At 71.4% G+C, this 23,149-nt stretch carries 19 protein-coding genes; 10 read left to right on the plus strand and 9 right to left on the minus strand.

Annotation, left to right across the window (positions count from 1 at the left end):
- Positions 1-10 precede the first annotated feature (10 nt).
- Complete coding sequence (locus ACQP2X_RS22915) at positions 11-1,438, plus strand: NAD-dependent succinate-semialdehyde dehydrogenase (protein ID WP_498700085.1); 1,428 nt, start codon at positions 11-13, stop codon at positions 1,436-1,438.
- Here ACQP2X_RS22915 and ACQP2X_RS22920 read toward each other — a convergent pair.
- On the minus strand, positions 1,428-1,961 hold the full coding sequence (locus ACQP2X_RS22920) for a GNAT family N-acetyltransferase (RefSeq protein ID WP_498700087.1): 534 nt from the start codon (positions 1,959-1,961) through the stop codon (positions 1,428-1,430). The genes ACQP2X_RS22915 and ACQP2X_RS22920 overlap by 11 nt on opposite strands.
- Before the next feature lie 210 nt (positions 1,962-2,171).
- Between ACQP2X_RS22920 and ACQP2X_RS22925 the strand changes: the two genes are divergently transcribed.
- The gene (locus ACQP2X_RS22925; protein ID WP_498700088.1) at positions 2,172-3,317 is read left to right on the plus strand and encodes a sugar ABC transporter substrate-binding protein; all 1,146 of its coding nucleotides are present in this window, start codon (positions 2,172-2,174) and stop codon (positions 3,315-3,317) included.
- 55 nt (positions 3,318-3,372) lie between these two features.
- Here ACQP2X_RS22925 and ACQP2X_RS22930 read toward each other — a convergent pair whose 3' ends face one another.
- Together ACQP2X_RS22930 and ACQP2X_RS22935 are read right to left on the minus strand one after the other, a co-directional pair.
- Complete coding sequence (locus ACQP2X_RS22930) at positions 3,373-4,101, minus strand: alanyl-tRNA editing protein (RefSeq protein ID WP_498700089.1); 729 nt, start codon at positions 4,099-4,101, stop codon at positions 3,373-3,375.
- 103 nt (positions 4,102-4,204) lie between these two features.
- Entirely contained in the window at positions 4,205-4,642 is a 438-nt protein-coding gene (locus ACQP2X_RS22935; RefSeq protein WP_498700091.1) for a MarR family winged helix-turn-helix transcriptional regulator, read from the minus strand.
- Positions 4,643-4,690: 48 nt separating this feature from the next.
- Here ACQP2X_RS22935 and ACQP2X_RS22940 point away from each other — a divergent pair, with 48 nt between their 5' ends.
- A complete protein-coding gene (locus tag ACQP2X_RS22940; RefSeq protein WP_498700093.1) occupies positions 4,691-5,410 on the plus strand; it encodes a TspO-related membrane protein in 720 nt (239 codons plus the stop codon).
- Here the strand turns inward: ACQP2X_RS22940 and ACQP2X_RS22945 are convergent.
- The 3 genes from ACQP2X_RS22945 to ACQP2X_RS22955 are packed head-to-tail and all read right to left on the minus strand — an operon-like array spanning position 5,407 to position 7,197.
- Positions 5,407-6,435 carry an LLM class flavin-dependent oxidoreductase gene (locus tag ACQP2X_RS22945; protein ID WP_498700095.1) on the minus strand — a complete coding sequence of 343 codons (1,029 nt, stop codon included), beginning with the start codon at positions 6,433-6,435 and terminating at the stop codon, positions 5,407-5,409. The two genes, ACQP2X_RS22940 and ACQP2X_RS22945, sit on opposite strands and share 4 nt — an antisense overlap.
- Before the next feature lies 1 nt (position 6,436).
- Positions 6,437-6,922, minus strand: coding sequence for an SsrA-binding protein SmpB (gene smpB, locus ACQP2X_RS22950; RefSeq protein WP_498700096.1), 486 nt, complete (start codon positions 6,920-6,922; stop codon positions 6,437-6,439).
- A gap of 11 nt (positions 6,923-6,933) precedes the next feature.
- Positions 6,934-7,197: a hypothetical protein gene (locus tag ACQP2X_RS22955; RefSeq protein ID WP_097323815.1), complete on the minus strand. Its 264-nt coding sequence runs from the start codon at positions 7,195-7,197 to the stop codon at positions 6,934-6,936.
- A gap of 123 nt (positions 7,198-7,320) precedes the next feature.
- On the opposite strand from ACQP2X_RS22955, the gene ACQP2X_RS22960 reads away from it, so the two are divergent.
- Genes ACQP2X_RS22960 through ACQP2X_RS22970 form a run of 3 tightly spaced genes read left to right on the plus strand, consistent with a single transcriptional unit; the run spans position 7,321 to position 11,392 of the window.
- Complete coding sequence (locus tag ACQP2X_RS22960) at positions 7,321-9,408, plus strand: MMPL family transporter (RefSeq protein WP_498700097.1); 2,088 nt, start codon at positions 7,321-7,323, stop codon at positions 9,406-9,408.
- A 26-nt stretch (positions 9,409-9,434) separates the two neighbouring features.
- Entirely contained in the window at positions 9,435-10,433 is a 999-nt protein-coding gene (locus ACQP2X_RS22965) for an NAD(P)-dependent alcohol dehydrogenase (protein ID WP_498700099.1), read from the plus strand.
- Positions 10,433-11,392 (plus strand): amidohydrolase family protein, encoded by a 960-nt coding sequence (locus tag ACQP2X_RS22970; RefSeq protein WP_498700101.1) that lies wholly within the window; start codon positions 10,433-10,435, stop codon positions 11,390-11,392. The genes ACQP2X_RS22965 and ACQP2X_RS22970 overlap by 1 nt, the downstream gene beginning before the upstream one ends.
- On the opposite strand, the gene ACQP2X_RS22975 is transcribed toward ACQP2X_RS22970, so the two are convergent.
- Entirely contained in the window at positions 11,376-12,134 is a 759-nt protein-coding gene (locus ACQP2X_RS22975; RefSeq protein WP_498700103.1) for an IclR family transcriptional regulator, read from the minus strand. The two genes, ACQP2X_RS22970 and ACQP2X_RS22975, sit on opposite strands and share 17 nt — an antisense overlap.
- A gap of 73 nt (positions 12,135-12,207) precedes the next feature.
- Here ACQP2X_RS22975 and ACQP2X_RS22980 point away from each other — a divergent pair, with 73 nt between their 5' ends.
- The 4 genes from ACQP2X_RS22980 to ACQP2X_RS22995 all read left to right on the plus strand — a co-directional run bounded on the left by ACQP2X_RS22980 (position 12,208) and on the right by ACQP2X_RS22995 (position 18,008).
- Positions 12,208-12,531, plus strand: a complete 324-nt coding sequence (locus ACQP2X_RS22980) for a putative quinol monooxygenase (RefSeq protein ID WP_498700105.1) — start codon at positions 12,208-12,210, stop codon at positions 12,529-12,531.
- A 59-nt stretch (positions 12,532-12,590) separates the two neighbouring features.
- Complete coding sequence (locus ACQP2X_RS22985) at positions 12,591-16,508, plus strand: hypothetical protein (RefSeq protein ID WP_498700107.1); 3,918 nt, start codon at positions 12,591-12,593, stop codon at positions 16,506-16,508.
- Positions 16,509-16,554: 46 nt separating this feature from the next.
- Positions 16,555-17,088, plus strand: coding sequence for an arginase family protein (locus ACQP2X_RS22990; RefSeq protein ID WP_498700109.1), 534 nt, complete (start codon positions 16,555-16,557; stop codon positions 17,086-17,088).
- A 62-nt stretch (positions 17,089-17,150) separates the two neighbouring features.
- Positions 17,151-18,008, plus strand: coding sequence for an NAD-dependent epimerase/dehydratase family protein (locus ACQP2X_RS22995; protein ID WP_498700111.1), 858 nt, complete (start codon positions 17,151-17,153; stop codon positions 18,006-18,008).
- A 40-nt stretch (positions 18,009-18,048) separates the two neighbouring features.
- On the opposite strand, the gene ACQP2X_RS23000 is transcribed toward ACQP2X_RS22995, so the two are convergent.
- Positions 18,049-21,330: a S8 family peptidase gene (locus ACQP2X_RS23000; protein ID WP_498700114.1), complete on the minus strand. Its 3,282-nt coding sequence runs from the start codon at positions 21,328-21,330 to the stop codon at positions 18,049-18,051.
- Between the two features lie 77 nt (positions 21,331-21,407).
- Positions 21,408-23,138: an ABC transporter ATP-binding protein gene (locus tag ACQP2X_RS23005; protein WP_498700115.1), complete on the minus strand. Its 1,731-nt coding sequence runs from the start codon at positions 23,136-23,138 to the stop codon at positions 21,408-21,410.
- Between the last annotated feature and the right edge of the window lie 11 nt (positions 23,139-23,149).

Raw genomic sequence — 23,149 nt, forward strand, 5'->3', positions numbered from 1 at the left:
AACTGGGGTCGTGGAAACTGAACTCTTCATCGGCGGCAAGTGGGTCCCCTCCTCGTCCGGGGACCGTTTCGACGTACGGGACCCGGCGACCGGCGACGTCATCGCCACGGTCGCGGACGGGTCGGAGGCGGACGCGATCTCCGCGGTGGATGCGGCGGCCGAGGCGGGCCCGGCTTGGGCGGCCACCGCTCCGCGTGTACGGGGTGAGGCGCTCCGCAAAGCCTGGGAGCTCATGACCGAGCGGGCCGACGACCTGGCCAAGCTGATCAGCCTCGAGAACGGCAAGGCGCTCGTCGATGCCAAGGGCGAGGTGACGTACGCCGCCGAATTCTTCCGCTGGTTCGCCGAGGAGGCCGTTCGTGGTGCCGGCGACTTCGCCACCGCGCCCTCGGGCGCCAACCGCATCCTGGTCACGCGGCAGCCGGTCGGCGTCTGCGTGCTGGTGACCCCGTGGAACTTCCCGGCCGCCATGGCCACCCGCAAGATCGGCCCGGCCCTGGCCGCCGGCTGTACGGTCGTGCTCAAGCCGGCCAGCGACACCCCGCTGACCGCGCTGGCCATGGCCGCCATCCTGGCCGAGGCGGGCGTGCCCTCGGGCGTGGTCAACGTGCTTCCCTCGCGCAGCTCGGGCAAGGTCGTGGGCCGGATGCTCAAGGATCCGCGAGTACGGAAGCTGTCGTTCACCGGCTCGACCGAGGTCGGCCGCATCCTGCTCGCCCAGGCCGCCGACAACGTGATCAACACGTCGATGGAGCTGGGCGGCAACGCGCCGTTCCTGGTCTTCGCCGACGCCGACATCGACGCGGCGATCGACGGCGCGATGATCGCCAAGATGCGCAACGGCGGCGAGGCCTGCACGGCCGCGAACCGCTTCTACGTCGAGTCGCCGGTGGCCCCGCAGTTCTCGGCCAAGCTGGCCGAGCGCATGGCGGCGCTGCGCGTGGGCCCCGGCACCGACGAGAACACCCAGGTCGGCCCGCTGGTCAACGAGGACACCGTCGGCAAGGTCGACAGCCTGGTCAAGCAGGCCCTCGAGGGCGGCGCGACGGCGGCCACCGGCGGCCGCCGGCCCGAGGGGCCGGGCTACTACTACCCGCCGACCGTGCTGACCGGGGTCGCGCCGGACGCGCCCATCCTGCGTGAGGAGATCTTCGGCCCGGTCGCACCGATCGTCACCTTCACCGACGAGGCCGAGGCCGTGCGGCTGGCCAACGACACCGAGTTCGGCCTGGTGGCGTACGTCTACACGAAGGACCTGGCCCGGGGCCTGCGGGTCAGCGAGGCCATCGAGGCCGGCATGGTCGGCCTCAACCGGGGCCTGGTCAGCGACCCGGCGGCGCCGTTCGGCGGCGTCAAGCAGAGCGGCATCGGCCGTGAGGGCGGCCACGAGGGCCTGCTCGAATACCTCGAGTCGAAATACATCGCCGTCAACTGGTGATGGTCTTCCGCATCCGGACGAGGGGTACGGGGGCGCCTCCGCGGGCGTCCTCGACCCGCTCGACCACCGCGAAGCCGTACGCCTCGTAGAGGGGCTGCCCGGACAGGGTGCCCATCAGTTCCAGCGTCGTGAAGCCCTCGGCCGCCGCGGCCCGCTCACAGAGCGACAGGATCAGCCGCCCGACCCCACGCCGGGTGTGCGCCGGGTGCGTGTACATCGCCCGTACCTTGGCCGGGTCTGTTCTCGGGTCGAGAAGACCCGCGTCGCGGCCGGTGGAGTGGTCGCCGCCGTAGAGCGTCGCCCGCCGGCTCCATCCGCCGCAGCCGGCGATCTGCCCGTCCTCCTCGATCACAAAGTACGTTTTGTCGGCGATGAGCTGAGTGTCCAGCCCCATGATCGCCGCGCTGCTGTCGATCTGCTCCGGCGTCAGAAAATCTTTCTGAAGTTCCGCGATAGCGGCCGTGATCAGGGGTTTCAGGGTTTCGAGATCGGAGAGCTCGGCCGTACGGCTCGTCAGGGTCATGGCGTCATCATATTTTTTGACGGCCCTGACCAGGGCATGATCACAGGCGTCGATACCGTACGTAGTTGATGCGTGCTTACTGACGGGAAATGAACTATTTTTCTCTCCGGCACCGTACCCCTTGTCGAGTGCATTGACGGGTATCCGATACTGGGTCCGCTCGTTTCGGGCGTTCACAGCTCGGGTTCCACCGGAGAGGACGACTTCCCCATGCGCAAGAAATTGTTGGCCCTCGCCATGGCGGGTGTGATGGCGACAGCCACCATGACTGCGTGTGATGACGGCGACGACTCGAGCGACGCCAGTAACGCCAGTACGAGTGGCGGCGGCAAAGCCCGCGTCGGCGTGATCCTGCCCGACACCGTGAGCTCGCAGCGGTGGGGCAACGACGACCCGAAGTACCTGAAGCAGGCGTTCGACAAGGCCGGTGTCCCGGTCGACATCCAGAACGCGCAGGGCGACGAGGCGAACTTCGTCAAGATCGGCGAGTCGATGATCAACAGCGGCGTCAAGGTGCTGATCATCGCCAACCTCGACGCGGCCAGCGGCAAGGCCGTGCTCGACAAGGCCCGGGAGAACAAGATCCCGACGATCGACTACGACCGGCTCACCCTCAACGGCGGCGCCAACTACTACGTCAGCTTCGACAACGAAGAGGTCGGCAAGCAGCAGGCCCAGGCGCTCAACAATTGCCTGCGTGCCCGCAACGTCACCAACCCGATGATCGCCGAGCTGAACGGCTCGAAGGCCGACAACAACGCCACGCTGTTCAAGAACGGCTACGACGGGGTGCTCCAGCCGATCTACGACTCGGCGCTGGCCAAGAAGGGCCCGGACCAGTGGGTGCCGGACTGGGACCCCAAGGAGGCCGAGAAGATCTTCACCCAGATGCTCCAGCAGGCCCCCGGCATCAAGGGCGTGCTCGCCGCGAACGACGGCATCGCCGGCGCGGTCATCAAGGTGCTGAAGAAGAAGGGCCTCAACCGCAAGGTGCCGGTGACCGGGCAGGACGCCACCCTCGAGGGTCTTCAGGCCGTGCTGAGCGGCGACCAGTGCGTCACCATCTTCAAGCCGCTCGAGCAGGAGGCCGCCGCAGCCGCCAACGTGGCCATCGACCTGTTCAAGGGCCAGACGCCGAAGGTCACCGAGCAGATCAAGGACCCGGAGTCGGGCGCCTACATCCCGTTCCGGTCGATCCTTCCCCAGCCGATCACCAAGGACAAGATCAACAACGTGCTGGCCGCCGGCTTCGTCGAGAAGTCCAAGCTCTGCGCCGGGGCGTACGCCAACCTCTGCATCGCCAACAAGATCGGCGTGACCGCCACCGCGGACGCGGACGCGGACGCCGAACAGTAGTTCCGCTCGCAGCCCCGTCCCCGCCCGGCCCGGGCGGTGGCGGGGCTGTCGCGTGTCAGGCGGCGGCCAGGCGGATCCGTACGCGGCGGTTCTGCCGGCCCTTGCTCTCCACCTTGACCACGTCGACCCGCCCGACCTGCCGCGTCGAGGCGACGTGGGTGCCGCCGTCGGCCTGGACGTCCAGCCCGACGATGTCGATGACGCGGATCTCCGGCTCCTCCAGCGGCGGGAGCGCGTCCTGCGTTCGCACGAGGGTCGGAATGCGCAGTGCCTCTTCGCGGGGCAGCACCCGGGCCACGATCTTGCGATCGGCCGCGATCTCGGCGTTCACCGCGTCCTCCAGTGACTGCTTGAAGCCGGGCGGCACCTCGGGCAGGTTGAAATCCATCCGGGCCTCGCCCGGCTGCATGTTCCCGCCGGTGACCAGCGCCCCGAAGTCGCGGAACACCGTGCCGCAGAGAATGTGCAGCCCCGAGTGCGTCCGCATGAGGGTGGTGCGCCGCTCGTCGTCGATCGCGCCGCGGACCTTGGTCCCGGCCGCCGGCACCGGATCGCCGGGCGCCGGGATGAGCCGGAAGTCGTCGCCCTTGCGGGTGTCGACGATCCGGGTGCGCACGCCCTCCCAGAGCAGCACCCCGTGGTCGGGTGGCTGACCGCCGCCACCGGGGTAGAACGCCGACCGGTCGAGCACGATGCCCTGCTCGGGGTCGGCCGGGTCGGACCAGACGACGGTGCAGTCCCACTCGCGCAGCGTCGGATCGGCCCAGTCGAGACGTTCACCCATCACCCGACCCTAGGCCAGCCGGGTCCGCCCGCGCTGCCCCGCGGGTCCCTGTCGCCCGAACGCGTCCCGAGCCGCGCGGGCCGCGAGGAGGTGGGCGCCGAGGTCAGTGGGTGTGGCGGCGGTGGAGGCGGGCCAGGTCGTGCAGGATGCCGGTGACCAGGTGGCGCTCCTCGACGGGGAGGGCGGCGGCGAGACCGGCGATGTCGTCGGCCAAGGGGCGCAGCTCGGCGAGCAGGGCGCCGGCGGCTCTCGGGGTGGCCGTGAGGATCTGGCGGCGGCGGTCACCGGGGTGCGGGGCGCGGGCGACCCAGCCGGCCCGCTCCAGGCGGTCGACCAGGCCGGTGGCGGCGCCGGACGTGAGACCCAGCAGCCGGCCCAGCTCGACCGGGCCGATCGGCTCCCCGGCCACCATGAGGTGTTTGAGCGCCAGGAAGTCCCCGGCGCTGAGACCCATGCGGCGCGCCGTCGCCGCGTCCACCTCGGCGGCGGCGGTTGCCAGATGGTGCACGGCCCAGGCCAGTTCGTTCGGCGGCGCCTCCACGAGGTCTAGCTTAGAAACTAAGCTACTTATTTGCCTAGGGGGCGGACGATGGACGGACCACGATCCCTGGCGCTCGCCGGCGCCTGCACGGCCTTCATCGCGGTGCCGAACCTGGGCGCGCTGCTCGGAAAGGGCGAGCAGACCGCCCGGTACGACACCGCGATCACCCCACCCGACTACGCCTTCGTGGTGTGGGCCCCGATCTTCACGGCCTGCGCGGCGTCGACCGTCGCCCAGTGCCGCCCCTCGGCCCGCCCCACCGCGGCGAGCCGCCGGACCGGCTGGCCGCTGGCCGCCGCCTACGCCGTGAACACGGCGTGGTCCCTGGCCGCGCAGAGCAACCGGTTCGCCCTGACCCCGTACCTACTGCCCACGGCCGCGACCCTGGCCGCCGTGGCCCATCTGCGCTTGCAGCGACTGCCCGGCGCCGCCGGCCCCACCACGATCACCGCCACCAGCACCGGCCTGCTCCTCGGCTGGACCGCCCTGGCCAGCGTCATCAACCTCGTGGCGGCCCGGCCCACCCGCAACACCCCGCGAACCGTGTCGGCCGCCACCGCCGCCCTGGTGGCCACCGCCGCCGCGGTAGCCACCGCCGTGACCCGCAGCCGCCGAGGCGGCCGCGCCGTGGCCCTCACATCGGCGTGGGGCCTGACCACCCTCGCCGCCACCCGCAAACGCCCCACCACTGTGCGGGCAGCCGCCGCCACCGGCGCCGCCGCCATCGTCGCCGCAGCGGTCACGAAAACTGTCGGAGGGCGCCGTTAGGCCAGGAGCTCCTTGACCCTCGGGATGACCTTGGTGCCGTACAGCTCGATCGATTTCATCATCTGCTCGTGCGGCAGCGTGCCGACCGAATATTTCAGGTCGAAGCGCTGGATGCCCAGCTCCTTGACCGTCCGGGCGATCTTCTGGGCGACCGTCTCGGGCGAGCCGGCGTGCCAGGCGCCCTCGGTGATGTCGTGTTCGAAGCGGTCGCGGGCCATGGGCGGCCAGCCCCGCTCGCGGCCGATGCGGTTGAGCATGGTGCGGGCGTGCGGCCAGAGCGTCTCGACCGCTTCCTCATCGGTGTCGGCCACGAAGCCGGGGCAGTGGACCGCCACCGGCTGGTCCTGCTGGCCGAACTCCTTCAGCGCGTGGTGGTAGAGCTCCACGTACGGCGCGAAGCGCACCGGCTCGCCGCCGATGATGGCCAGGACCAGCGGGAGGCCGTACTTGGCGGCGCGGACCACCGACTCGGGGCTGCCGCCGACGCCGATCCACGTGGGGATGCGGCCGGCCGCCGTCTTGGGGTAGACCTGCTGGTCGGTCAGGGGCGGGCGGACCGTGCCGGACCAGGTGACCGGGCCCTCCTTGAGGAGCTCGGCCATCAGCTCGACCTTCTCCTCGAACAGCTTCTCGTAGTCGTGCAGGTCGAAGCCGAACAGCGGGAACGACTCGGTGAACGAGCCGCGGCCCAGCGTGATCTCGGCCCGGCCGTCCGACACCGCGTCGAGGGTGGCGAAGCGCTCGAAGACGCGCACGGGATCGTCCGAGCTCAGCACCGTGACGGCCGTGCCGAGGCGGATGGTCGACGTCCGCGCCGCGATGGCGGCCAGCACGATCTCGGGGGAGGAGACCGCGAAGTCGTCGCGGTGGTGCTCGCCCAGGCCGAAGGCGTCGACGCCGGCCTTCTCGGCCAGCACGGCCTGCTCGACGACGTTGCGGATCACCTCCGCGTAGGGGAGGCGCTTGCCGTGGCTGTCGGCGGTGACGTCGCCGAATGTATCGAGTCCGAATTCCACCATGATCATCCTACCGGCGGGTTCTGCCCTTCAGGCGGCGGCCCATCTCGCGCGCGATCTCCTTCTCGGCGTCGCGCTTGGCCATCACCTGACGTTTGTCGTACGACTTGAGGCCGCGCGCCATCCCCAGCTCGACTTTCGCCCAGCCCTCGCTGAAGTACATCGACAGCGGCACCAGGGTGAGCCCGTTGCCGTCGTTCAGCTGAGAGATGATCTTCACGATCTCGGCCTTGTGCAGCAGCAGCTTGCGGGTACGGCGCGGGGCGTGGTTGGTCCAGCTGCCGTACCCGTACTCGGCGATGTGCAGGCCGTAGAGCATGAGCTCGCCGTTGTGCTCGCCGGCGAACGCGTCGACCAGCGAGGCGCGGCCCTCGCGCAGCGACTTGACCTCGGTGCCGGCCAGCACGAGGCCCGCCTCCCACGTCTTGAGGATGGCGTAGTCGTGCCGCGCCTTCTTGTTCGAGGCGATCAGCTTGCGGCCGGTTTCCTTGCTCACGCCTACCGAATCTAGGGCACGGGCCGCCGCATCGAGTACGTGACACTGCTCAACCGGTGCGGTTCGTTGTGCACGTGCATCGCGGCCCGGTCGTACGCCTGCCAGCCGGCCGCCCCGGCCCGGTTGAGGTGGCGCAGGTCGTCGTAGCGCTCGTCGGTGCCCCAGCGCAGCGTGCCGCCGGGGTGGTGGAAGGTCGCGGTCCAGTCCATGAAGCGGTCGGCGCCGAGCGTGCCCGCGGCACGGTATTCGAGCCGTGCGTATTCCCAGTTCGTCACCCGAGGGATTATTCACCATCAACGTCCGCTGTGGATCTCCCCTGAGATAACCCTGAGGTACGCCTTCGGGGGCTTCTGCGCTCCCTTCAGCGGGCTTACGCTGCCCGCCGGGGGGAATTCATCATGGGGAGATTTATCTGCGGCCGCCGTTCCAAGTGGATCGTGCTGGCCCTGTGGATCGTGATCCTGGTCCTGACCGCGCCGCTCGCGGGCAAACTGGGCAGCGTCGAGAAGAACGACAACTCGGCCTGGCTGCCCGGTGGGGCCGAGTCCACGCAGGTCATCGAGGAGTCGCGCGCGTTCCAGCCGGACGACATCGCGCCCGCCATCGTCATCTACGAGCGGCCGGGTGGCGTAACCCCGTCCGATTTGTCCAAAGCGCAAGCCGACGCCGCCGAGATGAAGAGTGTCCCGGGCGTGACGGGCGAGATCATCGGCCCGATCCCGTCGGAGGACAAGCAAGCCATTCAGCTCATCGTCCCCGTCAAGATCGACGATGATGGCTGGGAGGCTTTGCCCGATATCGCTGACCAAATCCGGCAAATCGCCGAGGGCGGAGCGAACGTCTATCTCGCCGGCCCGGTGGCCAGCGCGGCCGACTCGGCCGACGCCTTCGCCGGCATCGACGGCACGCTGCTCTACACGACGTTGATCGTCGTCGCGATCATCCTGCTCATCACCTATCGAAGTCCGGTCCTCTGGCTGTTCCCGATCATCAGTGCCGGCGTGGCGCTGATGGCCGCGCAGGCCGTCATCTACCTGCTCGCCAAATACGCCGACCTGGTGGTGAACGCGCAGAGCGCCGGCATCCTGACCGTGCTCGTCTTCGGCGCCAGCACCGACTACGCGCTGCTGCTGGTGGCCCGATATCGGGAAGAGCTGAGACGCCACGAGGACCGGCACGAGGCCATGCAGCTCGCCCTGCACCGGGCCGGACCGGCCATCGTCGCCAGCGCCGCCACCGTCGCCATCGGCATGTCGATCCTGACCCTGGCCGAGCTGAACTCGACCAGCGGCCTCGGCCCGGTCGCCGCCATCGGCGTCGTCGTCGGCCTGGCCGCGATGCTCACCCTCCTGCCGGCCATGCTCGTGATCTGCGGGCGCTGGCTGTTCTGGCCGGTCAAGCCGAAGTTCGGCACGCCCGAGCCGACGGCCACCGGCTTCTGGGCCCGGATCGGCAACCGGATGGCGAAACGGCCGCGAATGGTGTGGATCACCACCGCGCTCGCCCTGGGGGCGATGGCGCTCGGCCTGCTCCAGCTCAACGCGACCGGCCTCACCTCGGCCGAGCAATTCACCTCCGACAAGCCGTCCGTGCAGGCCGAGGAGGTGCTGGCCCGGCACTTCCCGGCCGGTGGCGGCCAGCCGGTCACGGTCATCGCCAACGCCGCGCAGGCGGCGCAGGTCAAGACGGCCTTCGAGGGCGTCGACGGCATCGTCGCGGTGGCCGATCCGGTGATCAAGGACGGCAAGGCGCTGATCGACGGCACCCTCGAGGCGGCCCCGGACAGCGAGGCGGCTCAGCAGACCGTCGAACGGACCCGCGACGCCGTGCACGCCGTGCCCGGAGCCGAGGCCAAGGTCGGCGGCACGTCGGCCGCGCTGCTCGACATCAACAACGCCAACCAGCACGACAACCGGCTGATCATCCCGCTCGTGCTGCTCGTCGTGCTGATCATCCTGGCCCTGCTGCTGCGGGCGATCGTGGCGCCACTGATCCTGATCGCCACCGTGGTGCTGTCGTTCGCGGCCGCCCTCGGGGTCAGCGTGCTGGTGTTCCGCTACATCCTCGACTTCCCGGCCGAGGACACGTCGTTCCCGTTGTTCGTCTTCGTGTTCCTGGTCGCCCTGGGCATCGACTACAACATCTTCCTGATGACCAGGGTGCGCGAGGAGGCGCAGCAGCACGGCACCCGCAAGGGCGCGCTGGTCGGGCTCGCGGCCACCGGCGGCGTGATCACCTCGGCCGGCATCGTGCTCGCGGGCACGTTCGCGGCCCTGGCCAGCCTGCCGCTGGTCTCCTTCGTGGAGATCGGTTTCGCGGTGGCCTTCGGCGTCCTGCTCGACACGTTGATCGTGCGGTCGGTGCTGGTGACGGCGCTGAACCTCGACGTCGGCCGGCACATGTGGTGGCCGTCCAAGCTGGCCGCCGTCCGCGACGAGCCGGAGGAGAAGCCGTTGTCACCATCTGAACCGGAGCTAACGCACTAGGGCGGTAACGGCGCAGAGTGCGCGTCATGAAGGCTGTTCGAGTACACGCGTACGGAAAAAGGCCCTCGGTCGACGACGTGCCGGAACCGAGGGTGACCGGCCCCTTCGATGTGCTGGTCCAGGTCGGGGCGGCGGGACTCTGCCGCACCGACCTGCACATCGTCGAGGGACAGTGGGCCGAGAAGTCCGGCGTCCAGCTGCCGTATGTGATCGGCCACGAGAACGCCGGCTGGGTGCGTGAGGTCGGCTCGGCCGTGACCAACGTGGCGCCGGGCGACGCGGTGATCCTGCACCCGCTGGTCACCTGCGGGCTGTGCCGGCCGTGCCGCCGCGGCGACGACGTGCACTGCGAGAACTCCCGGTTCCCGGGCATCGACAGCGACGGCGGCATGGCCGAGCTGCTGCTGACCAGCGCCCGCTCGGTGGTCAAACTGGCCGACGGCCTCGAACCGGCGGCGGTGGCCGCGCTGGCCGACGCCGGGCTGACCGCGTACCACGCCGTCCGCAAGGCCGTGCCGCTGCTGCATCCGGGCGCCACCTGCGTCGTCATCGGCGCCGGCGGCCTCGGCCACATCGGCATCCAGTGCCTGGTCGCGATGACCGCGGCCCGGGTCGTCGTGGTCGACCCGAACCCGCGCGCCCGCGAACTGGCGACGCAACTGGGCGCGCACGAGGTCCTCGAGAGCGGGAAGGACCTCACCGACTCGGCCCACATCGTGCTCGACTTCGTGGGGGAGCAGGGCGCCGAACGCGAGGGCCTGGCCATCACCCGCCGGGCCGGCAGCTACTTCGTCATCGGGTACGGCGGGAAGATCGACATCCCGACCATCGACCTGATCTCCACCGAGCGCAACATCATCGGCAACCTGGTCGGCTCCTACACCGACCTCGACGAGCTGATGACACTCGCCGCCCAGGGGCAGGTCACACTGCACACGAAGCAATATCCGCTGGCGGCGGTGAACGAGGCCATGGACGACCTCGAGTCGGGACGACTGCAGGGACGCGGGATCCTGGTTCCCTGATGTACCAGGGCTGGTTCGTCGTCGACGGTCACTGCCGGTTGTGGGACGGGAGCCCGGCCAACCAGGTCAACCGGTACGGCCAGGGCCACATCGGCTGCCTGCACGGATTTCACTCGGCTCTCTCGCCGCGGGGCTACCGGTGCTCGCTCGAGGAGTTCGAGCGGGTCGGCGAGGACCGGATGATGCACGACGTGTTCGAGGCCGGCCACGCCGACGTGGCGATCCTGCAGTCGACGGACCTGAGCGACTGGTTCGTCAACGGCTTCACCGCCACCGACCAGCACGGATCGCTGGCCGAGCGCCATCCGGGCCGGTTCATCGTCAACGGGCGGTTCGATCCGCGCGACGGCGAGGCCGGCCTGGAGAAGCTCGAGCGGCTGTACGAGCGGTGGAAGCTGCCGGGCGTCACCCTGTGCACGGCCGAGTGGAAGGGGGACAGCAAGGGCTGGAAGCTGAGCGACCCGTGGGCGTACCGCTATCTCGAGCTCTGCGAACGGCTCGGGATCCGCAACATCCACGTCCCCAAGGGCCCCACGGTCTACCCGATGAACCGGGACGCGTTCGACGTGGCCGACGTGGACGACGCGGCGACCGCGTTCCCCGGGCTGCGGTTCATCGTCGAGCATGTGGGGCTGCCGCGGCTGGAGGACTTCTGCTGGATCGCCACGCAGGAGCCCAACGTGTACGGCGGCCTCGCCATGGCCATGCCGTTCCTGCACAGCCGGCCGCGGTACTTCGCGCAGATCATCGGCGAGCTGCTCTACTGGCTCGGCGAGGACCGGCTGCTGTTCGGCAGCGACTACGCCGTCTGGCAGCCGAAATGGCTGGTCGAGCAGTTCGCCGGCTTCCAGATCCCCGAGGACATGCAGGGCGAGTACGGCCGCCTGACCGCCACGGCCAAGGAGAAGATCCTCGGCCTGAACGCGGCCCGGCTCTACGACCTCAAAGTGCCCGGCTGATGGCCACCGCCCGGGTCGCCCGCGCCGCACCGAGCCGTACGGCCCGCTCCACCGACCAGCGGTCGGTGCGCAACCGGGCGGTCGGCATGGAGATGGCCACCGCCCCCACGAACCGGCCCGCGCCGTCCGTCACCGGCGCGGCCATGCAGCTCAGCCCGGCCTGGAACTCGTCCACCTCGATGGCCAGCCCGGTCATCGTCACCTGCCGCAGTTGCCGGTCGAGCAGTCTGCGGTCCGTGATGGTCGCCGCCGTCACCTCCGGCAACCGGGCTCCCTCCAGCATCTCCGGCAGCATGGCCAGCATCAACTTCCCGAAGGCGGTCGCATGAGGCACCTGGTGAAAGCCCACACCGAGAGGGTTGATCCGCGGATGGTCCGGGCACTCCTCGACGTGCGCCACGATCATCTCGTCGTCCCGCAGCGCCGCGTAGTAGGCGGCCGCCTTGGCTTCCCGGTGCACCACGGACGCCACCCGGCGCACCTCGGGCGGCACCGCGATCTGCCGGTGCAGTCCCCGGGCGAGATCGTCGACACGGTGCCCGAGAGCGTAGGCCCGCTCGTCGGCCAGATGCACCAGATAGCCACCACCGGCCAGCGTCGTGAGCAGGTGATACGTGGTCGGGAGGGTGAGATCGAGGGCCTTGGCCAGCTCTTTCGCCGTCACCGGCCCGCCGGCCGCCGCGAGATGATCGAGCACGCGCATCGCCCGCTCCACCGACTGCAACACCCCGGCGCGCTTCATGCCCTTCAGCCTTCATCGGGCGACACAATGAGAAAACCCTGGTAGCTGATCGTGCGAAAGGTGTGTGTCATCAATGATCTTCATTACCGCCAAATTCCGCGTCAAGCCCGAGTACGCCGCCGACTGGCCGCGCCTGTCCGGCCCGTTCACCGAGGCCACCCGCGCCGAGCCCGGCTGCCTGTGGTTCGACTGGTCCCGCAGCCTCGACGACGAGACCGAGTACGTCCTGGTCGAGGCCTTCCGCGACGGCGACGCGGGCGCCGCGCACGTCGGTTCCGCCCACTTCAAACAGGCCCAGCAGGATCTCCCGCAATACCTGGTGGCCACCCCGAAGATCATCAGCCAGAGCATCGAGCAAAGTGACTGGTCCGAGCTGGGGGAACTGGCCGTTCGCTGACGCCCCGAACCTGCGGCGGGCCAGCGTGATCTCTTGGTCGCCGTGGGTACATTGTGAACATGTCTGGGCGCCTGCCGCGTGCCGGGTTGTCCGCCGTGGTGGTGGCCGGCCTCGCCGGGGTCGCCTCCTGGGCCTCCATCGCCGACCACAAAGTGGGCTGGACGGTGGTGGCGGCCTCGTTCGCGGCGGTCGCCGGCGCGTTCAGCCCGGCGCTGATCGATCTCGTGTGGCGGTCGTCCCGGTCCGGCGCCTCGGTCGCCGAAGCCGCCGCCGAGCTGGCGGACGTGGCTTTGACCAGGGTGCGGTCGAGTTCGCTGCGGGCTCGGCTGCACCGGCCGCTGCCGATGAGAGTGCGGTTCCGCTCGGCGCCCGGCACCGGGGCGACCCGAGCCGCGGTGACCGGCGATCCCGGCCCCGACTGGCCGGAGTCCCCGCTGACCGGGCACGTCGGCGAGATCGCGTCCACGCTGCGAGACCTGCCATGGCGGCAGCTCGTGGTGGTCGGTGAGCCCGGCGCCGGCAAGACCGTACTCGCCACGATGCTGGTCGACCAGTTGCTCAGCCCCCGTCTGCCCGGAGAGCCGGTCCCGGTGCTGATCGAGGTCTCGTCCTGGGACCCGGGCGCCGAGTCCGTGGCCGAGCTGCTCGAGCGCCGGCTCGTCGAGGACTTCCGGGTCGCCGGGCCGGTCGCGCGCAAGCTGGCCACCGAGTCACGCTCGAGCGAGGGCGGCGTGTCGAGCTGGTGGGTCATGCCGGTGCTGGACGGGCTGGACGAGATCGACGCGGCGTCACACGTCACCGCGATGGCCGCGCTGGAACGCTTCGCCGCGGGCGATCGCCCGCTGGTCGTGACTTGCCGCAGCCGCGAGTTCAGACGGGCCGAGCAGCGCGCCGGGGTGCTGGCCCGGGCCGCCGTGATCCGGATGGAGCCGCTCGGCGGCACTGAGGTGATCGACTTCCTGGACGACCCGGCGCCGGCCCGCCGGGCTCTCTGGGCGCCGGTCTTCGAGAACATCCGCCGGCATCCCCATGGGCCGCTGGCCACCGCGCTCTCCACACCGCTGATGGTGGGGCTGGCCAAGGACACGTACACGACGGGCGATCCGGGTCAGCTCGTCGGCCTGACCAGCCGGGCCGAGGTCACGGCCCAGCTGATAGACGGCTACGTGGCCTCCGTCCACCCCCACCGGGCCGCCGGGCGATGGCTCGCGAGCCTCGCCTACCTCGGGTACCTCGACGAGACGCGCGACCTGCGCTGGTGGCGGCTGCCCTGGGATCGGCTCGCCACCAGCCCCGGCCGCCTGCGCCGCGGCACTGGCGCCGGCGCGGCCGCGGCCGTTCTCCTCGCCTCCGCGGTGATCACGCTCGTCACCGGCGAGCTCGCCTGGCAACTCGGAGGTGTCGTGCTGTGCATGTGCGGCTCAGGCGTCTTCGGTGGACTGTTCGCTCACCAGTTCCAGCCGGCCCCGGCGAAGAACGAGGGCACCGCCCTCTTCGGTATCGGCTGCGGCGCCATCACCGGGTTGTTCCTCGATGACCTGCTGGCCGGCATGATCGCCGGTCTCGGGTGCGCGGTCCTCGCGGCGATGATCCCGTCCCGGCGAACGACCCGCCGTGCCCACGGCGGGCCCGTCCGGACGTTGCGGGTGAACCACGGTCTGGCCCTGGCCGGATCCGCCCGGTACGCCGCGGTGGCCGCGGTGGTCCACGCCACGGCCGCCGCGCTGCTCGGCGTCGCCTCGTTCGCGTGGGTCACGGCCGGGGTCACCGTGTTCGCGCTGATGAGCCTGGCCGGCGGTGAGGCCCGCTGGCTGAGGTTCCGCATCGTTCATCTCACCATCGCGCTGGGACACCGACCGCTGCTGCCGTTGACCCTGATCGGATTCCTCACCGACGGGACCCACCCCGACCGGGCCACGCTGAGGATCAACGGCAACGCCTGGCAGTTCCGGCACGCGGAGATCCAGGACCACCTCCTGCGGCACGCCCGCCTGGAGCTGAGCCGGCGTCGCGCCGCCGCCGGCGACGAGCGGGCCGCCAAACAACTAGTGCGGCTCCTGCGCTCGGCCGGTGACGTGACGGAGCTGACCACGCGTGCGGACGCGGGTGACGGGGAAGCCGGCCGGCAGCTCGCCGGCCTGCTGCGCGACCGGGGCGACCTGATGGAGCTTCGACGGCGCGCCGAGCGGCGCGACCTGGCCGCGAGCGAGGAACTGGTGCGCGTGCTGCGGGACCAGGAACGGCTGGCGCGGCTGCACCGTTCGGCCGGGATGAGCGAGGTGTACGTCCTGCACAACGATCTGATGCGGGCCCGGGAACTGCGCTCGCGGAGCGACGCGGAGGCCCTACGGCACCTGACCGACCGCGGGGACCTGATGGCGGCCCGGGAATTGGCGTTCCTGTTGCGGCAGCGGGGAGACGAGGCGGAGCTGCGGGAGCGCTTCACCGGTGGCGACCGGTCAGCCGGCCGGGAGCTCGCGCGTCTCCTGCGAGGCAACGGTGATCTGCCCGGGTTGCGGGATCTCGCCGGGAGCGGCGACCCGCTCGTCCAGCGGGAACTGGCGATCCTGCTCCGCGAACGCGGCGACGAGGAGGAACTGACCAGACGTTCGACCGCGGGAGACCGGGCGGCCGGCCGTGAGCTGGCCCGGACCCGGCGCAGCCACGACGACCTCGACGGCGCCGTCGCGCTGCTGAGGAGCAGGCTCTACGCGGGCGACCGGTTCGCCGGCAGCGAGCTCACCGACCTCCTGCTCGAGCGTGGCGACATCGACGGCGCGGCCGAGGTGCTGCGGGCGCGGTTCGACGCCGGCGACCGGCTGGCCGGCCGTGAGCTCAGCGACCTCTTGCGGGAACGGGGCGACGTGCCGGCGGCGATCGCGCTGCTGCGGCACCGGATGGACGCCGGCGACGTCACCGTCGCCTTCGAGCTCGCGCGGCTGCTTCGCCGGCACGGCGACCGGGTCGCGGCGGTCGAGGTTCTGAGCCGGGAAGCCGAGACCGGCGGCTCGTCCAGCCGTCAGGAACTGGCGCGGGTGTTGCGAGAACAGGGTGACGCCGACGCGCTCCGCGAGCGGGCCGACGACCCGGAGGCCCGCAGCCAGTTGTCGGGCCTCCTGCGTGAGCGGGGAGACGTGGACGCGCTCGGCGATCTGGCCGAACGGGGCGACCTCGGCGCCCGGCTCGAACTGGGGAAGCTGCTTCGTTCGCTGGGCCGGGTGGACGACGCGGTGCGCGTCTTGCGGGAAGGCGCCGAGACCGGTGACCCGGGCACCGCGAGCGAGCTCGTCGACCTGCTGACGGAGATCCGTGACGAGCAGGCCTTGGCGGACCTGGCCGACGAGGGTGTCGTAGAAGCCGGAGCAGCACTGGCCTTCCTGCTGCACCGCCGGGGAGACCTGGCCGGACTGCGCCGTCGCGCGGCCAGGGGCGACGCCGATGCGCGGCCGGCTCTGGCTCGTCTGCTGCGCGAACGCGGCGACCGGGCCGAACTGCGGGATCGCGCCGAGGCCGGTGACCGTTACGCGACCTCCGCGCTGGTCAGCCTGCTCCGCGAGCAGGACGACCTGGACGAGGCGGTCGCGCTTCTGAGCCGCCGCGCCGACGACGGCGATCCCGACGCCGCCCGGGTGCTCACCGAGCTACTGTGCGAACAGGGAAGGACGGACGAGGCCATCGCCATGGTGCGCCGCCGCGCCGAGGACGGTGATCGGAAAGCGGTGCGCCAGTTGGCCGCCCTCCTGAAGGAACACGGCGATCTCGAGGAGGGGATCTCCCTGCTACGGCGACGTGCCGACGACGGCGACCAGGCCGCCGGCCGCGAGCTGGCGCGCTTGCTGCTCGAACAGGGCCGGACGCACGAGCTGGTGTACCGGGCCGCGCTCGGCGACAGGGCGGCCGGCGCCGCCATGACCAGCCTCATGCCGCGCATGATGCCGGGCGCCGATGCCGTGCCGGCCCCCGCGGAGGCCGAATGAGATCCCCCGGCCGCGACGAGGTGACGCTACGGCTGGTGTGGCCGCAATGGCAGGGCGCGGGTACGGCGACGACCTGGCCATCGTCTGGATCGACTCGCACCCCGACATCGGCACCCCGGCCAGCGCCTATCCCGGCTTCCACGCCATGGCCGTCTCCGCCCTGACCGGCCACGGCGATCCCGACGTACTCCGTCTGCTCCCCGCCACCATCACCCCGGCCCATGTCGCCCTGGTCGGCCTGCACGCGTGGACCGACGACGACATCGGCAACGTCGCCGAGTGGGGAATCAGGAGCTTCGCCCCCGGCGACCTCCGTACGTCTTCACAGCCGCTGCTGGACTGGTTGGCCGCCACCGGCTGCTCCCGGGTGGCCGTGCACTTCGACGTCGACACCATCGACAGCGACGAGGTGGTGCTGGGCCTGGGCGCCGAGCCGGGCGGCCTCACCACCGCCCAGGTCCGCCGCATCACCGCCGACCTGAAGGCCGCCACCGACGTCGTGGCCCTGACCGTCGCCGAGTTCGTCCCCCGCCAGGTCATCCACCTCCAACAGCTGCTCAGCGGTTTCCCCCTGCTGTGATCCGGCCGCCCACGGGGAGTGCGAGGATCTAGGGCGGAGCCACCACCACCCTGGGGAGAGACATGCCTCGCATCGCGGTGACCGGCGGAAGCGGCAAACTGGGCCGCGCCGTCGTTCAGGACCTGCTCGACCACGACTACGAGGTGGTCAACCTCGACCGGGCGGCGCCCCGGGAAACGTCGGCGCCGTTCACGCTGGTCGACCTCACCGACTTCGGCCAGGTGGTCGGCGCGCTGACCGCCGTCGACGACCGGTACGACAGCATCGACGCGGTCGTGCACCTCGCGGCGATCCCCGCTCCGGGGCTGCTCCCGAACGCGGCGACCTTCGCCAACAACATCACGGCCAGCTACAACGTGTTCGCCGCGGCCCGGGTCGCCGGCATCAAGCGGGTCGTGTGGGCGTCGAGTGAGACGCTGCTCGGGCTGCCGCTGGGGCCCGACTCGCCGCCGCCGTACATCCCGGTCGACGAGGAATACCCGGCGCGGCCGGAGAGCTCGTACTCGCTGGCCAAGCACCTCGAGGAGACGATGGTCGCGCAGTTCTGCCGGTGGAGCCCGGAGCTGACCGCGGTCGGCCTGCGCTTCTCGAACGTCATGGAGCCCGCCGACTACGCCGCCTTCCCGTCGTTCGACGCCGACCCGAGACAGCGCATCTGGAACCTGTGGGGCTACATCGACGCCCGCGACGGCGCCCAGGCCGTCCGCCGCGCCCTGTCCTACGACCGGACCGGCTCGGAGATCTTCGTGATCGCCAACGCCGACACCGTGATGAGCCGCTCCAGCGCCGCCCTGGCCGCCGAATACTTCCCGGACGTCCCCGTCACCCGCGAGCTCGGCGAGCACGAGACCCTGCTCTCCATCGACAAGGCCCGCCGCCTGCTGGGCTACGACCCCCAGCACTCCTGGCGCCAGGAGTGAGGGTCTCCGGCGGACCGGCCGCCGGAGACCCCGAACGGGCTTACCGGTAGCGGTAGGCGCGGATGATCGTCTGCTTCGTCGTGGCGCCGGCGGTGTCGGTCGCCGTGGAACGCAGCGAGACGAAGCCGGTGCCGCGCGGCAGCTGGACGACCGCTGTGGCCTTGGTGCCGATGCGGAGCGCCGGGAGGCGGCGCCACGTCCGGCCGTCGTCGAAGGACGCCTCCACCGTCAGGCTCCGGGTGGCGGCCGGGGCCGCTCCCACCTGACGGTCGAGGGAGACGGGCAGGGTCATCAAACGGCCCGCCGCAGCCGCGTTGTCGATGCTCAGCGACGGGCTGTAGCGGATCGCCGTCATCGGCAGGCGGACGAGCTTGCCGTCGGGGACGTGGGCCGAGCGGAACGTCCACTCGGCGTCGACCACTGTGGACAAGGTGAAGGCCGGGTCGCTGCGGAACATCGCGTGCACCCGGTAGTCACCCGCGGCGGCCGGGACCTCCGTCGACTGCGGTGTCGACGCCGACTGGCCGACCAGCGTGCCATTGCGGTAGATGCGCACGTCGACGCTGCCGGTGCGGGCGAAGCGGAAGCCCTCGTGTCCGCTGCCGTCGCCGTGCAGCGGGCCCGGGCCGCCCATCGTGTCGCCCCAATATCGGGTGGCGTACTGCTGGGCGAACTCGGGCTCCGGGAAGACCGGCCCCTCGACACCGTTGGCCCACTTCTCGCTGTACGTGCGGCCGGGCGCCCACGACGTCCAGTCCGACTTGTAGTACGTATATCCGCGCTGCCCGCTCGTCACCTGCCATTCGGTCTGCTGGTCACGGTTGTAGTACTCGGTGATCGTGGCCGGCACGTCGTAGTCGAAGCTCAGCGGGCTCTGCCGCGCGTCCGCGCTGCGGTAGACGGCCGAGTTGCCCGGCGCCCGGCCGATGGCGAGGCGGGTCACCGGCACGTCCGGCACGTCGGCGCCGACCGTCGAGCGGACCGTGGCCAGGTCGCTCGCGCGCAGCGTCCTGGTCTTGCCGGCCATCATGCGGCCGCGCTCGTAGAAGTAGGCGTGGTAGACGGACGGCCCGGCGGTCCACTTGCCGGACAGGTAGGACACGTAGCCGGGCGCCTGGCCGCCGCCGGTGGCCGGTCCGGTGCGCAGACGGGCGAAGTTCAAGTTCATGAGCACGCCGTACGGGTCGTTGCTGCCCCAGATCTCCGGCGCCTTCACGCGGATCGTCCAGCCCGCCTCGTGGTACGCCGCCACCGCCTTCCGGTCCGGCATCGTGATGGTGACCGGCTTGGCCGCGCGGGCGTCCATGGTGATCGTGCGGTCCTGGTCGAGCACGACCGCGGGGTCGGCCAGCGAGGTGATGACCGGGTCCTCCTCGGAGCCGGTGAGCAGGTACGACTGGGCGACGTAGCGGCCCGGCTCGACCGGCACCCGCACGCTGCCGCCGGTGTGCGCGAACGAGGTGACCGTCTGGCGGTCGAGCTCGGTGAGCATGGTGACCCAGCGCGGGTTCTCGCCGGTCACGCCGGGCGTGTTCACGGTCAGGGTGCGCCGGGTCAGATACATCGCGACCGGTGTGACCACCCGCAGGTTCCCGGCGGTCGCGGTCAGCTCGCCGCCGTACGGCTGCTCCTCGAGCCCGGCCGGGACGGCGGCGGTGACGGTGACCGTCGCGGTCGAGCCCGCCGCCACGGTCACCGTCCTGGCGCTGACCGAGAAGACGCCGGCGGGCGCGCCGGTGGCGAGGTCGAGGTTCAGGGTCACCGGGGTGGTGCCGCTGTTGGCGTACGTGATGGTCTGGCTCCGGGTTGTCCCGTCGCGCTGGAAACCGAGGCTGACCGGGTCGGCCGTGACCGGCTGGTCGAGGGCGCGCTCGACGTCGACCAGGCCGGCCCCCTGCTCGTACGGCTGGAGATCGGCGTTGGGGTCGGCGGAGGCGGTGAGGGTCGCCTTGAGCTGGGCCGCGCGCCACTGTGGATGCTGCTGCGCGAGCAGGGCGGCGGCGCCGGCCACGTGCGGCGTGGCCATCGAGGTGCCGGAGAGCGAGGTGTACGCCTCGTTGCCGTCGACCGGCGGGAACTGGCCGTCCACGGACCGGGCGGCCACGATCTGCACGCCCGGGCCGGTGATGTCCGGCTTGACGGCGGCGTCCTCGGCCCGGGGTCCCCGGCTGGAGAACGAGGCCAGCTCCTTGGTCTTGCTGACCGCGCCCACGGTCAGGGCCCGGTCGGCGCTGCCGGGCGACTCGACGGTGCTGTCACCCGCCTCGCCGCTGTTGCCGGCCGCGATCACGAAGAGCGTGCCGTACTTGGTGGTCAGGTCGTCGACGGCCTGTTCGAGCACGTCGACGTCGGGGGTGTCGGGCCCGCCCAGGCTCATGTTGGCCACGGCCGCGCCCTGCTCGGCGGCCCATTGCATGCCGGCCAGGATCTGCGACTCGTCGCAGTCGGTGAGCCCGCAGACCTTGGCGCTGAGCAGCTTCGCGCCCGGCGCCACACCCTTGTAGCGACCGCCCGAGGCGGCCCCGGTGCCGAGGATGGTCGAGGCCACGTGGGTGCCGTGGCCGACCGGGTCGGTCAGGTCGCCGGCCCCGCTGAAGTCGACGGCGGCCGCGACCTGGCCCGCGAAGTCGGGGTGGGTGAGGTCGACGCCGCTGTCGATCACGGCGACCTTGACGCCGGCGCCGGTCAGCCCGGCCTGCCAGGCGGCGGGGGCGCCGATCAGCGGGACGCTGACGTCGAGGCTGAGCTTGCGCTTGCCGTCGAGCCAGACCTTGCTGACGCCGGAGCGCAGCTTCCCGGCCGCGGTCAGGCTCTTCCACAGGTCGGCCGGCTTGGTGCGGTCCTGCTCGTACGCGACCAGGCCGATGCCGGGCAGCTCGCGGGTGGCCCGGGCGCCGGCCGGGGCGGCGGTGCCCTGCACGATCAGCGGGAGCGTCCGGCGGCTGTCGTCGTAGCCGAAGCTCAGCAGCGTGGACACGTCGAACAGGCGCGGGTCGAGACGTCCGGTGGCGAGCAGGCTCGCGGCGTCGGCCGGCACGACCTGAACGTCCTTGCCGGCGCTGGAGGTGAGGAACGGGATCTTCTCCCGGCCCGGGGCGGGGACGACGTCCACGGTGGTCTGGCCGGCGACGCTGCTGACCTTGACGGTGTCGCCGGTGATGAGGGTGACCGCCTTTGGTGGGGCGGCGAAGGCCGGCCCGGTCGCCGCGGTGGCGGCGGCCGGCCCGGGGGTCTGCGCGGCGGCGAGGCCCCCGCCGGGCAGCGCGGCCCAGGCCGCGACGCCCGCCAGGGCCAGCACCGACGTGATGCGGACCAATCGCATGGTTCTCCTTTGTCGGCAGGCAATGCTTTGGCGGGCAAACTACGCCGGGCGACAGGAGATGATCTATGTAACAAGATTCACAATGGACGATGATGAACTTCGGCGCCCTCCGCACGTGCGCCGGCGAGACGGCGGTAATAGGCGTTGGCACGGAGCAACTCGTCGTGTGTTCCCTCGGCGGTCACCGCGCCGCCCTCGACGACCAGGACCCGGTCGGCCGCTCGGACCGTGGAGAAGCGATGCGCGATGACGACGAGGGCGCACACCCGGGCCACTTCGCGCATGGTGGCGGCCAGGGCCCGTTCGCTGTCCGGGTCGAGGTGGGCCGTCGGCTCGTCGAGCAGGACGAGGCCGGGCCGGGAGAGCAGGCAGCGGGCGATGGCCACGCGCTGCCGCTGACCGCCGGAGAGCCGGCCGCCGCGCTCGCCGACCGGGGTGTCGAGGCCGCCGGGCAGGGCGGCCACCACGGCGGTCAGCCCGGTCATGGCCAGCACCCGGTCGAGGTCGCCGGCCGCGGCCGGCCCGGCGCCGTAGAGCAGGTTCTCCCGCAGGGTGCCGGCCAGCAGCGGGCAGTCCTGCTCGACCAGGCCGACGATGGCGCGGTGCCGGGCGTACGGGATGAAACGGGCGTCGCGCCCGCGCAGCAGGATCGTGCCCCGGTCGGGTTCGTAGAAGCGCTCGGCCAGCGCGAAGACGGTCGACTTGCCGGCTCCGGACGCGCCCACGAGCGCGACGTGACCGCGCTCGGGCACGGCGAACCGGATGCCGCGCAGCACCGGCCGGTCCGGGTCGTATCCGAACCACACGTCGCGGAACTCCAGGATCGGCGGCCGCCGGCGCATCGGCACGACGGCTCGCGGATGGTCGCGCTCGACCGGCAGCGCGAGCACCTCGTTGATCCGGTTCAGCGCCCCCGAGCCCTGCTGGATGGCGCCGACCGCCTGGAAGATCTCGTAGATGGGCGCCGACAGATACGTCATGGCCAGGGTGAAGGCGACCAGGCGGCCCAGCGAGGTCTCGCCTGCGGCGACCCGGGTGGCGCCCACGAGCAGCACGGTCAGGAAGGCGCCGCTGACCGCGAGGTCGTTGGCGGGCCCGCTGAGTGCCGCGAGCTCGGCCATGCGCAGATTCGCACGGTACGCCCTGGTGGCCGACCCCTGGAGCCGGGAGGCCTCGGCCGGCTCGGCCCGGCAGGCCCGCACCGTGCGCATCCCGCCCAGGGCCCGTTCCAGGTCGGCCGAGAGTGCCCCCTCGGCGGTCTGCGCGGTGTGCGAGGCGGCCCGCAGCCGCCGCACCACGGCCAGCAGGCTGGCCACCGACACCGTGAACAGCGTGACCACGAGCGCCATCAGCGACGGGTCGAGCCGGGCCAGCAGCGCCACCACGGCGACCAGGGCGATCACGCCGGCCACCCCGGTGCCGAGGCTCTGCGCGACCAGGGTCTTCACCACGGCGGTGTCGCCGCAGGCCCGGGCGATCACGTCGCCGGTGCGGACGTGGTCGAGCAGCGGCATCCGCACCCTCAGAAGCCGCACGATGACGGCCAGCCGCAGCTCCCGGGTCATGCTCTCGCCGGTGTAGGCCTGCACGTAGCGGGCCGTCGCGTGGGCCACGGCCTGCGCCGCGAACAGCCCGGCGAGCGCCCCGAAGATCGGCCACGGCACCCGCCCGCCGGTCGCCGCGTCGACCGCCGCCCCGGCCAGCAGCGGCTGGGCCAGCGCCAGGGCCGACCCGAGCAGGCTCAGCCCGGCCGCCACCGCGATCCACCGGCGGTGCCCCCGGGTGAGCCGCCGCAGATCCTGGAACATGCGACGAAAGC

Source organism: Actinoplanes sp. CA-131856, assembly GCF_050956135.1.
In the GTDB taxonomy this organism is placed as follows: domain Bacteria; phylum Actinomycetota; class Actinomycetes; order Mycobacteriales; family Micromonosporaceae; genus Actinoplanes.

Bases quoted from the DNA above. Each gene is read 5' to 3' on its own strand.
- ACQP2X_RS22920 (WP_498700087.1), bottom strand. From the start codon at position 1,961: ATGACCCTGACGAGCCGTACGGCCGAGCTCTCCGATCTCGAAACCCTG.
- ACQP2X_RS22925 (WP_498700088.1), top strand. From the start codon at position 2,172: ATGCGCAAGAAATTGTTGGCCCTCGCCATGGCGGGTGTGATGGCGACA.
- ACQP2X_RS22930 (WP_498700089.1), bottom strand. From the start codon at position 4,101: ATGGGTGAACGTCTCGACTGGGCCGATCCGACGCTGCGCGAGTGGGAC.
- ACQP2X_RS22940 (WP_498700093.1), top strand. From the start codon at position 4,691: ATGGACGGACCACGATCCCTGGCGCTCGCCGGCGCCTGCACGGCCTTC.
- ACQP2X_RS22945 (WP_498700095.1), bottom strand. From the start codon at position 6,435: ATGATCATGGTGGAATTCGGACTCGATACATTCGGCGACGTCACCGCC.
- ACQP2X_RS22960 (WP_498700097.1), top strand. From the start codon at position 7,321: ATGGGGAGATTTATCTGCGGCCGCCGTTCCAAGTGGATCGTGCTGGCC.
- ACQP2X_RS22965 (WP_498700099.1), top strand. From the start codon at position 9,435: ATGAAGGCTGTTCGAGTACACGCGTACGGAAAAAGGCCCTCGGTCGAC.
- ACQP2X_RS22970 (WP_498700101.1), top strand. From the start codon at position 10,433: ATGTACCAGGGCTGGTTCGTCGTCGACGGTCACTGCCGGTTGTGGGAC.
- ACQP2X_RS22975 (WP_498700103.1), bottom strand. From the start codon at position 12,134: ATGAAGCGCGCCGGGGTGTTGCAGTCGGTGGAGCGGGCGATGCGCGTG.
- ACQP2X_RS22980 (WP_498700105.1), top strand. From the start codon at position 12,208: ATGATCTTCATTACCGCCAAATTCCGCGTCAAGCCCGAGTACGCCGCC.
- ACQP2X_RS22985 (WP_498700107.1), top strand. From the start codon at position 12,591: ATGTCTGGGCGCCTGCCGCGTGCCGGGTTGTCCGCCGTGGTGGTGGCC.
- ACQP2X_RS22990 (WP_498700109.1), top strand. From the start codon at position 16,555: ATGGCAGGGCGCGGGTACGGCGACGACCTGGCCATCGTCTGGATCGAC.
- ACQP2X_RS22995 (WP_498700111.1), top strand. From the start codon at position 17,151: ATGCCTCGCATCGCGGTGACCGGCGGAAGCGGCAAACTGGGCCGCGCC.
- ACQP2X_RS23000 (WP_498700114.1), bottom strand. From the start codon at position 21,330: ATGCGATTGGTCCGCATCACGTCGGTGCTGGCCCTGGCGGGCGTCGCG.
- ACQP2X_RS23005 (WP_498700115.1), bottom strand. From the start codon at position 23,138: ATGTTCCAGGATCTGCGGCGGCTCACCCGGGGGCACCGCCGGTGGATC.